General features: G+C 69.6%; 16 protein-coding genes. 12 read left to right on the plus strand and 4 right to left on the minus strand.

Annotated features, from left to right (window positions below; genetic code table 11):
* Positions 1–14 precede the first annotated feature (14 nt).
* The 7 genes from OVA17_RS10280 to OVA17_RS10310 all read left to right on the plus strand — a co-directional run bounded on the left by OVA17_RS10280 (position 15) and on the right by OVA17_RS10310 (position 6323).
* Entirely contained in the window at positions 15–2078 is a 2064-nt protein-coding gene (locus tag OVA17_RS10280) for a flagellar biosynthesis protein FlhA (protein ID WP_267786464.1), read from the plus strand.
* A gap of 93 nt (positions 2079–2171) precedes the next feature.
* Positions 2172–2429 (plus strand): carbon storage regulator CsrA, encoded by a 258-nt coding sequence (csrA, locus tag OVA17_RS10285; RefSeq protein ID WP_210072028.1) that lies wholly within the window; start codon positions 2172–2174, stop codon positions 2427–2429.
* Positions 2430–2517: 88 nt separating this feature from the next.
* Complete coding sequence (flgN, locus tag OVA17_RS10290; RefSeq protein WP_267786465.1) at positions 2518–3000, plus strand: flagellar export chaperone FlgN; 483 nt, start codon at positions 2518–2520, stop codon at positions 2998–3000.
* A 3-nt stretch (positions 3001–3003) separates the two neighbouring features.
* Positions 3004–4410, plus strand: coding sequence for a flagellar hook-associated protein FlgK (gene flgK / locus OVA17_RS10295; protein WP_267786467.1), 1407 nt, complete (start codon positions 3004–3006; stop codon positions 4408–4410).
* Between the two features lie 13 nt (positions 4411–4423).
* Positions 4424–5311, plus strand: a complete 888-nt coding sequence (locus OVA17_RS10300) for a flagellar hook-associated protein 3 (RefSeq protein ID WP_267786468.1) — start codon at positions 4424–4426, stop codon at positions 5309–5311.
* The gene (gene fliW, locus OVA17_RS10305; protein WP_267786469.1) at positions 5308–5697 is read left to right on the plus strand and encodes a flagellar assembly protein FliW; all 390 of its coding nucleotides are present in this window, start codon (positions 5308–5310) and stop codon (positions 5695–5697) included. The genes OVA17_RS10300 and fliW overlap by 4 nt, the downstream gene beginning before the upstream one ends.
* 293 nt (positions 5698–5990) lie before the next feature.
* On the plus strand, positions 5991–6323 hold the full coding sequence (locus OVA17_RS10310) for an HU family DNA-binding protein (RefSeq protein WP_267786471.1): 333 nt from the start codon (positions 5991–5993) through the stop codon (positions 6321–6323).
* 5 nt (positions 6324–6328) lie between these two features.
* Here the strand turns inward: OVA17_RS10310 and OVA17_RS10315 are convergent, their stop codons facing one another.
* Positions 6329–7414 carry an AAA family ATPase gene (locus OVA17_RS10315; RefSeq protein ID WP_267786473.1) on the minus strand — a complete coding sequence of 362 codons (1086 nt, stop codon included), beginning with the start codon at positions 7412–7414 and terminating at the stop codon, positions 6329–6331.
* A 271-nt stretch (positions 7415–7685) separates the two neighbouring features.
* Between OVA17_RS10315 and OVA17_RS10320 the strand changes: the two genes are divergently transcribed.
* From OVA17_RS10320 to OVA17_RS10335, 4 genes are all read left to right on the plus strand, one after another.
* The gene (locus OVA17_RS10320; protein WP_210072022.1) at positions 7686–8222 is read left to right on the plus strand and encodes a hypothetical protein; all 537 of its coding nucleotides are present in this window, start codon (positions 7686–7688) and stop codon (positions 8220–8222) included.
* A gap of 56 nt (positions 8223–8278) precedes the next feature.
* Complete coding sequence (locus OVA17_RS10325; RefSeq protein ID WP_210072021.1) at positions 8279–8764, plus strand: phosphoribosyltransferase; 486 nt, start codon at positions 8279–8281, stop codon at positions 8762–8764.
* Between the two features lie 5 nt (positions 8765–8769).
* On the plus strand, positions 8770–9447 hold the full coding sequence (locus OVA17_RS10330) for a uracil-DNA glycosylase (RefSeq protein ID WP_267789381.1): 678 nt from the start codon (positions 8770–8772) through the stop codon (positions 9445–9447).
* Between the two features lie 92 nt (positions 9448–9539).
* Positions 9540–10151, plus strand: coding sequence for a GNAT family N-acetyltransferase (locus tag OVA17_RS10335; RefSeq protein WP_267786474.1), 612 nt, complete (start codon positions 9540–9542; stop codon positions 10149–10151).
* A gap of 114 nt (positions 10152–10265) precedes the next feature.
* On the opposite strand, the gene OVA17_RS10340 is transcribed toward OVA17_RS10335, so the two are convergent.
* A complete protein-coding gene (locus OVA17_RS10340) occupies positions 10266–10985 on the minus strand; it encodes an alpha/beta fold hydrolase (RefSeq protein WP_267786476.1) in 720 nt (239 codons plus the stop codon).
* A 73-nt stretch (positions 10986–11058) separates the two neighbouring features.
* Here OVA17_RS10340 and OVA17_RS10345 point away from each other — a divergent pair, with 73 nt between their 5' ends.
* The gene (locus OVA17_RS10345) at positions 11059–11757 is read left to right on the plus strand and encodes a helix-turn-helix transcriptional regulator (protein WP_267786477.1); all 699 of its coding nucleotides are present in this window, start codon (positions 11059–11061) and stop codon (positions 11755–11757) included.
* 36 nt (positions 11758–11793) lie between these two features.
* On the opposite strand, the gene OVA17_RS10350 is transcribed toward OVA17_RS10345, so the two are convergent.
* Both OVA17_RS10350 and OVA17_RS10355 read right to left on the minus strand, forming a co-directional pair.
* Positions 11794–12114 carry a protealysin inhibitor emfourin gene (locus tag OVA17_RS10350; protein ID WP_267786478.1) on the minus strand — a complete coding sequence of 107 codons (321 nt, stop codon included), beginning with the start codon at positions 12112–12114 and terminating at the stop codon, positions 11794–11796.
* Positions 12101–13159 (minus strand): M4 family metallopeptidase, encoded by a 1059-nt coding sequence (locus OVA17_RS10355; RefSeq protein ID WP_267786479.1) that lies wholly within the window; start codon positions 13157–13159, stop codon positions 12101–12103. The genes OVA17_RS10350 and OVA17_RS10355 overlap by 14 nt, the downstream gene beginning before the upstream one ends.
* Between the last annotated feature and the right edge of the window lie 62 nt (positions 13160–13221).

Here is a 13221-nt window from a genome sequence, read left to right on the forward strand (position 1 = left end):
AGGAATGGCACCGCATGATCGGTCAACTGCTGTCGAAGGGCGCCGTCCCGGTCGGCGTGGTGGGAATCATCCTGCTGCTCATCGTCCCCATCCCGGTGGGGCTGCTCGACCTGCTCATCGTGACCAACATCGCCTTCGCGCTGCTGATCCTGCTCACGGCGATGTTCGTGAAGAAGCCGCTCGATTTCTCGGTCTTCCCGAGCCTCCTGCTGGTCGCGACGCTGTTCCGGCTCGGCCTGAACGTCGCCTCGACGCGCCTCGTGCTCAGCGAGGCGCACGCGGGACAGGTCATCCAGGCCTTCGGGCAGATCACGATCAGCGGTTCGCTGGTGATCGGCTTCGTCATCTTCCTGATCCTCGCCGTGATCCAGTTCGTCGTGGTCACAAAGGGCGCCGAGCGCGTCGCCGAGGTGGGCGCCCGCTTCACCCTGGATGCGATGCCGGGCAAGCAGATGGCCATCGACGCCGACCTCAACGCCGGACTCATCACCGACGAGCAGGCCCGAGCGCGCCGCGCCGAGGTGGCGGCGGAAGCCGACTTCTACGGGGCGATGGACGGCGCCAGCAAGTTCGTCAAGGGCGACGCCATCGCCGGCATCGTCATCCTCGTCATCAACTTCGTGGGCGGCATCATCATCGGGATGACCATGCACGGCATGGCCATCGACAAGGCCCTCGAGACCTACAGCCTCCTCACCATCGGAGACGGGTTGGTCACCCAGATCCCCGCCCTGCTCATGGCGGTGTCCACGGGCATGATCGTCACGCGCGAGAACGCCGAGGCCGAGCTCGGCCGCGCGGCCGGGCGCCAGCTCCTGCAGTCGCGCACCGCCCTTCTGATCACGGCGATGGCGGCCATCGGGATGGGCCTGATCCCGGGCATGCCCTTCCTCGCGTTCCTGGCGATCGGCGCCGTACTGCTGTTCGCGGCTTCGCGGGTCAAGGCGAACACCGACCGCGCGGCCGCCGACGTGGCCGACGCCGAGGCACGCGAACGGGCGGAGGCCGCCTCCGCCGAGGGCCCCGACGACCTCATGGACACCATGCGCGTTCACGCCCTGGAGATCTCCCTCTCCCCGGATATCGTCGACCTGGCCGCCGGCGGCGCGGGAGACCTGCTGTCCCGGGTGAAGTCGCTGCGGCGAAAGGTGGCCCTCGAGCTGGGAACGCTCATGCCGCCGGTGCGCACCCGCGACAACGTGGGGCTTCCCGCCGAGACCTACGCGATCCTGGTGGCCGGCATCGAGGTGGGCCGCGGCGTCGTTCCCCGCGGGCATGTGCTCGCAATCGGCGCGGGGCTGGAGCACCTGCCGGGCACCGCCGTGGTCGACCCGGTCTTCGGCCTCGACGGAAGATGGGTGCCGACCGAGATGTCGCACGCCGCCGACATGGCGGGGGCCACCGTCATCGACAGGGCCAGTGTCATCATCACGCACCTGTCCGACATCGTCCACGCGCATGCGCACCGCCTGCTCTCCCTGGAAGACGTCCGCCTGCTCACCGACCATCTCAAGCAGACCCAGCCGAGCGTCGTGGAGGAGCTGACCCCCGCGCTGCTCCCGCTGGCTCTCATCCAGCGCGTCCTGGCCAGCCTCCTCGCCGAGCGGGTCTCGATCAACGACCTCGGCCGCATCTACGAAGCGCTCGCCCTGCGCGCGAAGTCGACCACGGAGGTGCCCGCTCTCGTCGAGGCCGCGCGCAGCGCTCTCGGGCCCGCGATCTCCGCGCGTTTCGCCCAGGACGGGCGTCTGCGCGTGGTGATGTTCGACACGCTCCTCGAGCAGCAGATGCTCGAGGGGCTCCGGCACGTGGAGGGTCGCGCGCAGATCGTGCTCGACGCCGACCAGACGATGCAGCTGATCGAGGGCGTCCGCCGCGCGGTGGCCGCCGTCGAACCCGTGGGCGGCGAACCGGTGCTCGTGTGCGCCCCGTCACTGCGCCAGGGCGTGCGGTCGCTCGTGGCCGGACAGGTGGCGGGCATGCCGATCCTGTCCTACGACGAAGCGGCCGCGGGCGGTTTCGCCACCGACGTCGTGGGCGTCGTCCGCTCCGAGCAGATCGCCCTCCCGGCGTCGTAGGGGAGTCGAGAACGCTCGTAACCGAGAAGAAAAGGTAGTCTGGCGGGGGACGGCGCCGCGGGCGCCTCAGCCACGGAAGGCGGCCACACGCACATGCTCGTACTCACCCGACGCCCCGGTGAAAGCATCATGATCGGCGACGACGTGACGGTGACGGTGCTCGGGGTGACGGCGACCGGCGTGCGCATCGGCATCGACGCTCCCCGCGACACCCGCATCCACCGCAGCGAGATCGTCGTGGCGGTCTCGAACGAGAATCAGGATGCCATCTCGGCGTCGCGATCCGCGGACGCCGAGACCAACCTGCTCGACGCCCTGCGCGGGGGAGCGCGCGCCGGGGCATCGGACTGACGGGTTACTCGCGCGTCGCCGCGTCGCGATAGTCGGTCCCGTGGTGGGCGCACCCGCCCCGCCACTCGACCCGAACGAGGTGACTCACGTGTCCGCTACCGACCTGAGCATGCAGCTGCTGCGTCAGCGCGAGGTGCTCGAGCTCATGCTGTTCAAGCTCGAAGAACTCGAGTTGCTCCTGTCGACGGGGAGGACGCGCTGGATCCAGCACGCCACCGTCGAGGTCGACCGCGTGGCCAAGGCCCTCACAGCGGGCACCATCGAGCGTGACGCCCTCTTCGTCGATGTCGCCGCCGAATGGGGCGTCCCCGAGGCGACCTCGTTGCGCGAGCTCGTCGACGTCGCCCCCACCGATGCATGGCGCGAGGTGCTCGGATCACACCACGACGCCCTGTCGGGTCTCGCCGCGGAGATCGCGGAGAAGAAGGGCTCGGTCAACCAGCACCTGCGCACGGCCCTGCGGGTCACGCAAGAGACCATCGCGGGCCTCGGCGAACCCACGGGCGAGTACGCGGCGAGCGGATCGCGCGTCGCGGGCGCCGGGTCCCGACTGCTCGACGTGCAGGTGTAGACGATGTCGACCTTCGCAGGACTCAACGTGGCCGCTTCCGCTCTCGCCGCCGCGCGAGCCGGGATGACCGTCACCGGGCAGAACATCGCCAACGAGACCACCCCGGGCTACACCCGTCAGCGCCTCGAGCAGTCGTCGGTGAGCGCTCCCGGCACGGCGGGGCTGTGGTCGACGGGACTCTCCGTCGGAGACGGTGTCTCCGTGCAGGGCATCGCCCGCCTCGGCGACGAGGTGCTCGACGCGCGCGTCCGCGATGCCCTCTCGGCATCCGGATTCTGGTCGGCGCGGTCCTCGGCGGCGCAGAAAGCCGAAGCCGCGATGGCGGAGCCGACGAAAGACGGCCTGGCCGCCAACCTGAACCGCTTCTGGTCCGGGTGGTCCGACCTCGCCAACACCCCCGAGCCGGCGGCCGCTCAGGTCGTCCTCACCAACGCCCGCGTGCTCGCCGGCCAGATCGCGGCCGGCTACGACGCCGCCGTCGGGCAGTGGTCCGACCTGCGCGCGCAGATGGATCGCGATGTCGCGGTCGTCAACGTCGCCGCGACCCAGGTCGCCACGCTGAACGGACAGATCCGTTCGGCCCTGCAGTCTGGACGCGGCGCGAACGAGCTCATCGACCAACGAAACGTCCTCGCCCAGCAGTTGTCCACGACCGTCGGGGCGACGGGTCGCGTCGAAGACGACGGCACTCTGACCCTGCGGGTCGATGGCAACGCCCTGGTCAGCGGCGACTCGAGTCGCACCCTGCAGATCGAGGGGCCGCGTGCTCTCGCCGATGCCGGGGGGCTCACTCTCTCCTGGTCGGATCGGCCGGGGGTGCCCGTCGCGGTCACCGGCGGATCCCTGGGAGGGGCGATCGGCGTCCTCGCACCGGCCTCCGACGGGGGCACCCTCGCGCGTGTGGCCGACGCCTACAACGCCACGGCCACCGCGCTCGCGCAGGCGGTCAACGAGATCCACCGGTCGGGGCAGACGTCGACGGGCGCCGCCGGGGGAGACTTCTTCGCGCTCGCGGCGGACGGGCCCGCAGCCCTCGGATTGTCCGTGGTGCCCACCTCGCTCGACCAGCTGGCCTTGGCCGCGCCCGGCGCGGGGGCTCTCGACACCTCCGTGGCCGACCGCATCTCGACCCTCGCCACAGCAGCGACGGGCCCCAGCAAGGGGTGGGCGAGCTTCGTGACCGGGTTCGGAGTCGCCGTCGCCGGCGATGTCCAGCGCGCCGACACGGCCGACCGCAGCGCGATCGCCGCCGTCTCGGGTCAGCAGTCCCACGCTTCGGTCGACGGAGACGAAGAGACCATCAGCCTCCTCACTTATCAGACGGCCTACCAGGCGGCGGCGCGCGTGCTCACCGCCGTCGACGAGGCCCTCGACATCCTCATCAACCGCGTCGGCCTGGTCGGCCGCTGATCCGGGAGTCATCGTGATCGGACGAATCACCAGCAGCACCGTCAATCAGCAGGCTCTGCGCACGCTCCAGGCGGGCCTGGCCGACCGTGCGCGTCTGCAGGACCAGGCGACCTCGCAACTCGCCATCCGCGCACCCAGCGACGACCCGACCGTCGCCGCCGCCATCCTCGGCGTGCACGGGGAGCAGTCGCGCGCGTCCCAGTACGCCCGCAACATCAGCGACGCGCTGACGTGGGTCACCACGGCCGACACGGCACTGGGCGCCAGCATCGACCTGCTCAACCGCGCGCGCGATCTCACCGCCCAGGGAGCCAACTCCGGGGCGCTCAGCCCTGCCGCGCGCGACTCGATCGCGGCCGAACTCGAGAGCGTGAGCCTCGAGCTCCTCTCTCACGCCAACACCACCGTGCTCGGTCGCACCGTGTTCGCCGGCACCGACGACAGCGGTCGCGCCTTCGATCCCGCGACCTTCGCCTTCACCGGCGTGCCGGGGGCGGCGGTCGATCGCCGCATCTCGGAGAACGAGAGGGTGCGCGTCGACCTCGATGGTGCGGACGCGTTCGGGGTGGGCGGGGCCAGCGTCTTCGCCACCCTCCAGAAGGTCGCCGCGGACCTGCGGGCGGGAACGGACGTGGGCTCGCGCCTCACCGAGGTGGACGCCCACCTGAAGCAGCTGGTCACCGCACGGGGAGTCGCGGGCGCGCGCCAGGCGCAGATCGAGCGCGCGCAGGCCACGAACGCGAGCGTCGGCGTGGACATCGAGGCGCGTCGCGCCGAGGTCGAGAACGTCGACACCCTGGAGGTCTACATCAAGCTGAAGTCCGCCGAGCTCGTGTATCAGTCCGCCCTGCAGGTCACCGCCAAGACCCTGCAGACCACTCTCCTGGAGTTCGTGAGATGACGACCGCCCTGCCCCTGTCGAGCGTGGACGTCGAGTTCGCGAAGTCGCTTCCCGGTCTCGCGCCGCGGACGTCCTTCCTCCTGGAACCGATCGAGGGAGCCGAGGGCCTGTACGCCCTTCGCTCCACGACCGACGACGTGCGTCTTTTCCTGCTCGACCCCGCAAGCGGCGGTCTGTCCTACGATCCTCCCCTCGCCGCGGCAGCGCTCGTCGACATCGGCGCGGCGGCCGACGAGGTGCGGATGTTCGTCGTCGCGAACCCCGGGGAGGACGGCGTCTTCGTCAACCTGCGGGCACCGATCCTCGTCAATGCACGGACGGGGGCGGCCGCGCAGGTCATCTTCGACGACACGGTGTATCCGATCCGTGCTCGTCTGACCGCGTGAATCGACGAGCAGGGAGCGAGCCGAGTAACACGACGCTCCCACGTCGACGAAGCGAGTAGGATCGACGCGAATACGAGCAGAAACGACGATTCGCCCCCGCGACCCGAAACGCGGTGGCGTCGCCCGTCCGGCGGCCGGAGCTTCACCGCACCCGTCTGCCCACCCCGGTTTCGTCTACCCGAACGACGATGCCGATGACGTGCGCGTCGCGACCGGCGAGGCAACCCCCTCTGCCCGCGACGTTGTCGACGCATACGTTCGTAACCGAGCACAAGAGCAGGGGATGGTGAGCAATGCCCGTCATGAGAACCGATGAGCCCAAGGTGAGCAAGCGAGAATTCATCCAGCGCGTGTCCCACCGCGCCGGATTGTCTCCGAAGGTCACGCAGTTGGCGTACGAAGCGATCTTCGGGGAGATTCTCGATCTGGTGAATGCCGGCAACCGCGTCACGTTGACGGGTTTCGGCAAGTTCTACGCGCAGTCGCACAAGGGACACAATGTCGTGCTGAACATTCGCGACAATCCCGAGAGCCGGGGCCGGGTCGAGGACTACAGCGTGTTGAAGTTCTCCGCGACCCGCGAGGTCAACAAGAGGGTCACGCAGCCCCGCGACCTCGACGACTGAGGGACTCAGCGCTCGAACGAGTAGCTGGCCTGCCCGACGAGGGTGAGGGTGATGCGCGTCGGGAGCTCCTCCGGGATCTCTTCGTCCTCGTCCAACGCCTCGATCTTGTGGATGGGGACGGTGATGTTGCCGTCGTCCTCGAAGACCACATCCCGGGGAGCGAACGAGAAGAAGAGCACCCGGTGGGTGCCGCGCAGCTCGACGGTGCGGCTCACGTCGCTGCGCTCGTGCAGGTTGAGGACCGATTCGTCCGCGAGGACCGAACCGTCGAGGTAGGTGGCCTCGACGCGGTAGGTGCTCGGCTCGACCGCCTTGATGTTGAGATCCTCGACGATGTCGGTGAACGTGGCGTCGGGGTGGTTCATCTCGAAGGCGATCGCGCGCAGGTGATCGTACGTGAGGTTGACGCGGCGCGAGAACAGCGCGGCGTTCTCGATCTCGCATGCGGCGGCGTGCGGCGCCTGGTCGCGGAGGTACTCGCGCACGTCGTCGGGGCTCGGGTAGTCGAACCGCATGTGGTAGTGGAATCGACCCGGTCGATTGACGATGTAATGACTGACGTCCTGCACGTCGTTCACGGTCAGGCAGTAGATCCGCTTGACCGAGGACGTCCCGTCGAACAGCGTCAGGAACTGGTTCTGACGGTTGGGGCCGTCGAGCGGGGTGCGGCCGGACGAGAACGTTTTCTCGAACTCGTCGAAGATGACGAGGCACTCGTCGAGGGTCTCGAGGAAGTCGACGATGCCCTCGGCATCCTCGCTGACGAGAACGACGGGAATGTCGCTCTCGATCGCGCGAGCGGCCAGCATGCGCAAGAACATCGACTTGCCCTGGCCCTTGTTGCCCGAGAGCATCACGCCGAGGTTGCGTTCGAAGCGGGCGTAGGTGCGGAAGATCTTGTCGACCTTGGCCTCGCGGCGGCCGTAGACCTTCTCCGAACCCACGCCGAGGTTCTCGGTGCGCAGGAGGCTGAAGCCCTCCTTGATGCTGTATCGCACGCGGTAGGTACCGAGGGGGAGGGAATCGTGAGCCTGGACGCCGGAGTCGTAGACCCGAACCTGTCCGCCGGTTTCGATGTAGGTACTGCTCACTGCGTCGGGCTCCTGAGGGGGAAAAGGCGTGCCGGTGGGCCGATCTCTGTCTGAGATTTACATTAGCGTCTTCTCATCTTTGTGTGAGGATTGCCCGAATTTCGGCGCAAGAATGCTGTTGGCGCCCGTTTTCGCGCGCTTTTCTGCCCACCGCCTACCGCATACCACCTTGCATTCCCAGCGCGGAAGATGAGAAGTCCGGGGCACCGTTTCGCTATGGTCGGGAAGAAGCCGAGTGCCTCCCGACACTCCGACAGGCCGTGGGGGCCATATGGCAGAACAGCCCGACCCGGATGCGACCGCGTTCCAGCTCACGCTTCGCACCACCGGCAACGACGTCGATCCCGAAATCTGGCACGCGACGACGGTTCGTACCGGGGGTGTCGCCCTCCTCGCAGGCGAGCCCGGCTCGGCCGAGGCGACCGTGTACCGCGTGCACTACGCGAACCCGCGCTGGGTCGAGCAGCTGCGGGATGCCGGGGCGGACCTCACATCGATCAGTTCCGCGTTCGTCGACCGAGAACTCATCTCCCTGGTCGACGAATCCTCCTTGTTCACCGACAACCTCTGCATCATCTCCTCGGTCCACGTCGAGGACCCTCTCCAGGGACCGTCGCTGAGTCACGAGCTCGTGCGCATCATCGCCCGGGTGTTCGACGGCGACACCATCGCGCTGCTCACCACACGGCGAACGGGGAGCGACGGATCGACCGGGTTCTGGGCCGACCGTGCGCACTGGGCGGCGATCGGGTTCGTCGACATCCCGGGGACGACCTCGATGATCCTCCCGGTGGGTTCGCGCTCGTAGACGGCCTTCCCCGCCGCGCCCCCTAGGGTGAATGCAGACGAGGAGAGGAATCCGCCGTGACGGACGAACGCGAACGCCTGAGCTGGGACGACTTCGGAAGGGCCACCCGCGACATCTCCCGGGCGATCGTGGCCGACGGCTTCCAGCCCGAGGTGGTCGTGGCGATCGCCCGCGGTGGACTGCTGCCGGGAGGGGCCATCGCGTACGGCCTCGGGGCGAAGAACTGCGGAGCCCTGAACGTCGAGTTCTACACGGGCGTGGGCACCGTGCTCGATGCCCCCGAGGTGCTGCCCCCGGCCCTCGACCTGTCGTACCTCACGGGACGACGGGTGCTCCTCGTCGACGACGTCGCCGACAGCGGCCGCACGCTCGATCTCGCCGTGAAACTCCTGAATCGGCAGGGCGCCGACGTGCGCTCCGCGGTGATCTACACGAAGCCCACGACGATCATTGCCCCCGATTACTCGTGGCGAGACACCTCCCTGTGGATCGAGTTCCCCTGGTCGCACCTCGGATCCGTGCAGGAGGAAGACGCCGCGTGAGCGCGATGACGCTCGCCGAACTCGCGGACGCGGGCCTCATCGACCCCTCATGGGTCGAGGCGCTCGAGCCGGTGGCCGCCGACATCGCCTCGGTCGGGAACCGCCTCCGGGCAGAGGACAAGCCGTACCTCCCCGCCGGTGACCTCGTGCTGCGCGCTTTTCGCACCCCGCTCGATGCGGTGCGCGTGCTCGTCGTCGGGCAGGACCCGTATCCGACCCCCGGCCACCCGATCGGCCTGTCGTTCGCGGTCGACCCGCACGTGCGGCCGCTGCCGCGGAGCCTGTCGAACATCTATCGCGAGCTCTCCGACGACCTGGGTGTCGCCCCCGCGCCGCACGGTGATCTCTCGGCGTGGGCCGCTCAGGGCGTGATGCTGCTCAACAGGGTGCTGACCGTGGCACCGGGGGCTCCGGCATCCCACCGCGGGTGGGGGTGGGAACGGGTGACCGAGCACGCCATCCGCTGTCTCGTCGCGCGGGATTCTGCGCTGGTGGCGGTGCTGTGGGGCAAGGACGCCCAGGGTCTGACGCCGCTGCTCGGCGACACGGCGATCGTTGCGTCGCCGCACCCGTCGCCCCTGTCGGCGAGTCGCGGCTTCTTCGGTTCCCGTCCGTTCTCGCGCGTGAACGCGCTGCTCGAAGAACAGGGCGCCGAGCCCGTGGACTGGCGCATCCCCGCCTGAGGTCCTCTACACGGGATGCCACGGGGCGGCGAACCCGCCCCGGGATCGTATCCGTCACACGCGCGAAACCACGACGCCCGTAGAGTTGCGGGGTGCTGGAAGAGGAGTACGAGAAGAGCCGGCGGCGGTTGCCTGCCCACCTGCGCCCGACGCCGAAGCCCGAGCAACCCTTCGCGTTCGAGATCCGCCCGGCGACCGAGGCCGACGTTCCCGACATCCGCGAGATCTACAACTATTACGTGCGCAACTCGGTGGTGACTTTCGACGAGAAGGCGTGGTCCCTCGCGAAGTGGCGCGACAAGTTCGCCACCCTCCACAAGCTCGGGCTGCCCTTCCTCGTCGCCCAGTCGCCGAGCGGTCAGATCCTCGGGTACGCGCTCGTGCAGCCGTGGCAGTCGAAGTCGGCGTACCGCTACACGGTCGAGAATTCGATCTACCTGGGGCAGGCGGCCGCGGGCAAAGGCCTCGGGCGCGCTCTGCTCGAGGCGCTCGTCGCGGCGTGCCAAGACCTCGGCATCCGCGAGATGGTCGCGGCCATCAGCGACAAGGGGGCCGACGCCTCGATCGCCCTGCACGAGAAGCTCGGCTTCAACGAGGTGGGGCGGATGGGCCGAGTGGGGTTCAAGTTCGGGCGGTGGCTCGGGGTCGTGTATCTGCAGAAGAGCATCCCGTCGAAGAAGAAGCGGCGGAAGCTGTTCGGCTGAGCCGGTTCGAGCGGGCGTGCCGAACTCCGGAGATTTCGCGTCAGGATGCCGTTCGCCGCGCTCGCGACGGGCGACGCGCGGCATTTCTCCGGAGTTCGGCCCGCCCGGCCGGGCTCAGTCCTGGCGGGCGGCGGCGAGGATGACCTCGGCGAGATCGCGCGGACGTGACCACATGGGCCAGTGGCCGGTCGGCAGGTCGATGCTCGCGACGTGCGTCAACATCGCCACCTCGGCGAACATCGGGTGACCCGCGTGCGCGAGCTCACGGACCTGCGCGCGGGGAAGGGAGCAGCACACGAGGGTGGTCGGCACGTCGTGCCGGGCGGGGTTCGTGAGCTGCACCGACTGGCGCAGCACCGGACCGGGCTCGGCGACGGCGTCGCGGCGGAACCGCTCGAGCGCGGCTGGGTTCAGGCCCTCGAGGCTCGCCTGCTGCCCGAGGGCGTCGAAGGGCGGCAGGGGGACAGCGCGAACCTCGGACGACAGGTCGGCGGCGAACGCGACTCCCGGTGCCGAGGGGCCGGAATCGACCCAGACGACCCGGCGGACGAGTTCCGGATGCCGGTCGAGCACCAGGCTCACCGGAGCGTTGGCGCCGCTGTGCGCGACGAGCATCGCGGGTTCGTCGAGGTGCGCGAGCACCTCGAGGACGGCGTCGACCTGCTCGTCGAGCGTGCGGTCGGCCCGGGCCGGATCGCGAGGGTCGAGACCCGGCAGGGTCAGAGCCGTCGCGCGGGCGGGGTGGAGATGGGGGAGGACGTCGTCCCACGCCCAGGCGCCGAGCCAGTGGCCGGGGATGAGGACGAGGGGCGGAAGGACTGCGGTGGTGTTCATCCGCCCAGCATGCAAGCGGCGAGGGGCAACGGTATGTCACCATTACTGGCATGAATTTTGGCATCGAGCGACGATGAAGCGGGCGGAGCGGCTGCACGCCTTGACCGAGATGCTGCGAAGGCGGGGCGTCCACGGCAGTTCGGCCGAGCGGTTGGCCCGTGAGTTCGCCGTCTCGGTGCGGACGATCAAGCGCGACCTGGCCGCACTCGAGCGCAGCGGTGCGCCCATCTGGTCGCGGCCGGGTCCCGGTGGCGGGTACGGTCTCGCGGTCGGTTCGTCGCTTCCGCCGGTGACGCTCTCTCCGGCGCAGGCGGTCGCCCTCACGGCGGCCGTCGCCGCGAATCCCGACGCCCCCTACAACGATCTGGCGCGCGCGGGTGTGGCGAAGATCCTCGACGTCGTCGACCCGCGGACGCGCGCACGGGCAGACGAGCTGGCCGCTCGTGTGTGGGTCGACGCCCCCGCCGCGCCGTCGCGGGCGGTGCGATCCGCGCTCGAGGAAGCGCTCACCGAGCAGCGGGTGGTGCGCGTCAGGTACACCGCGGAGACGGGGACGGTGACCACCCGCGACGTCGAGCCCGTCCTCTTCGCAGCGCGGGAGGGACGATGGTTCCTCGTGGGCTGGTGCCGCCTGCGCGAGGCGATGAGGTGGTTCGCCGTCGCGCGGATCGATCGGGCGACAGCGCTTTCGATCGCGTGCAGTGGTCACACCGTCGCCGAGGTGGGCCGGCCGCCCGCGACGTCACGCCCGGTCGGCGGCCAGGACGCGTGATCCGCGGTCGAATGTCCCGCTGCGTTCGACGCGGCCTCAGCGCCCGCGCGGCGGCGACGGAGCGGCCTGCCGCACCTCGTCGACCAGCGTGCGCCACGGCCCCTCGAGCTGCCCGTCGCCCAGCCGCGCCTGGTGGACGGCGGTGTCGCCCCGGTGCACCTCGATGCGCCACTGGTAGCGATCGGCGCCGGGGGAGCCGGGGGAAGGGGCGTCCCAGGGGCAGCTCTCGACGAGCTGCCGCCACCGGGGGAGCCGGTCGCGATCGGGCTCGGCCCGCCACTGCTTCGAAAGCCCCGCGATACCTCCCGAGCGCACGACGAGTACGCTCCAGCGCTCTTCGTCGTCAGGCTCGGGCATCCTCCTCGACGCCGACCCCGGCCCACGCGGCACGGACGGCGGCGACCTCCTCCGACTTCTCACCGTACTCGCTGGCCGCGGCCGACAGGGTGGCGGCCGCGAACACCGAGAAATCGGCGGTGGGCGACAGCGTGCCCGCGGTGATCGTGCGGTACCAGATGAGACCGGCGCGCTCCCACGCGAACCCGCCGAGCGCGGTCGCGGCGAGGTAGAAGGCCCGGTTCGGGATACCCGAGTTGATGTGCACCCCGCCGTTGTCGTCGGTCGTCTCGACGTAGTCACGCATGTGCCCCGGCTGCGGGTCTTTGCCGAGCACGTCGTCGTCGTAGGCGGTGCCCGGTGCCTTCATCGAGCGCAGGGCCTCGCCCTGCACCGGGGCGGCGAAGATGCCCTCGCCGATGAGCCACGATGCCTGGTCGGCGCTCTGGCCGAGGTGATGCTGTTCGGCGAGGGCACCGAACACGTCGGAAAGCGACTCGTTGAGCGCGCCCGACTGACCCTGGTACTCGAGCCCGCCGGAGGCCTCGGTGACGCCGTGCCCGAGCTCGTGAGCGATGACGCTGAGCGACCGCGTGAATCCGACGAACACATCGCCGTCGCCGTCGCCGAAGACCATGCGCTCGCCGTTCCAGAAGGCGTTGTCGTAGTCGTCGCCGAAGTGCACGGTGGCCAGCAGCGATCCACCGGCGGCGTCGATGCCGTCGCGGGCGAAGGCATCCCAGAAAAAGTCGTAGGTCTCGCCGAGACCGTCGTAGGCCTCGTCGACCGCGGCGTCGCCCGACGGGGCGTCGTCTTCGCTGCGCACGCGACGACCCGGGAGGTTCTCGGTGTTCGCCGCGTCGGAGACGACGCGATCGGGCACCGGCGCCGTCTCGGCCACGAGGGTGTCGCCCTCGATGGACAGCCGCAGGCGCGCTCGCGTCGGACGCGCCGGCCGCGGCACGGCGAGGGTCTTTCGCGCCGCTTCGGCGGCCCGTGCCATGCGCGGGTCGTCGGTGGAGGCGAGTCGGTCGAGCAGGAACGGGGGGACGATACCTGGGGTCATGCGCCGAGGGTAGCGCCGACCTCCGACATCGAGGGATCCCTTGATCCCTCCGAGCGCGACCC

Origin of the sequence: Microbacterium sp. SL75 (assembly GCF_026625865.1) — a bacterium.
Taxonomy (GTDB): Bacteria; Actinomycetota; Actinomycetes; order Actinomycetales; family Microbacteriaceae; genus Microbacterium.

Excerpts from the sequence above, each read along its gene's own strand:
- OVA17_RS10340 (WP_267786476.1), bottom strand. The coding sequence starts at position 10,985 with ATGAACACCACCGCAGTCCTTCCGCCCCTCGTCCTCATCCCCGGCCAC.
- OVA17_RS10320 (WP_210072022.1), top strand. The coding sequence starts at position 7,686 with ATGGCAGAACAGCCCGACCCGGATGCGACCGCGTTCCAGCTCACGCTT.
- flgK (WP_267786467.1), top strand. The coding sequence starts at position 3,004 with ATGTCGACCTTCGCAGGACTCAACGTGGCCGCTTCCGCTCTCGCCGCC.
- OVA17_RS10280 (WP_267786464.1), top strand. The coding sequence starts at position 15 with ATGATCGGTCAACTGCTGTCGAAGGGCGCCGTCCCGGTCGGCGTGGTG.
- OVA17_RS10345 (WP_267786477.1), top strand. The coding sequence starts at position 11,059 with ATGAAGCGGGCGGAGCGGCTGCACGCCTTGACCGAGATGCTGCGAAGG.
- OVA17_RS10350 (WP_267786478.1), bottom strand. The coding sequence starts at position 12,114 with ATGCCCGAGCCTGACGACGAAGAGCGCTGGAGCGTACTCGTCGTGCGC.
- OVA17_RS10330 (WP_267789381.1), top strand. The coding sequence starts at position 8,770 with ATGACGCTCGCCGAACTCGCGGACGCGGGCCTCATCGACCCCTCATGG.
- csrA (WP_210072028.1), top strand. The coding sequence starts at position 2,172 with ATGCTCGTACTCACCCGACGCCCCGGTGAAAGCATCATGATCGGCGAC.
- OVA17_RS10310 (WP_267786471.1), top strand. The coding sequence starts at position 5,991 with ATGCCCGTCATGAGAACCGATGAGCCCAAGGTGAGCAAGCGAGAATTC.
- OVA17_RS10355 (WP_267786479.1), bottom strand. The coding sequence starts at position 13,159 with ATGACCCCAGGTATCGTCCCCCCGTTCCTGCTCGACCGACTCGCCTCC.
- fliW (WP_267786469.1), top strand. The coding sequence starts at position 5,308 with ATGACGACCGCCCTGCCCCTGTCGAGCGTGGACGTCGAGTTCGCGAAG.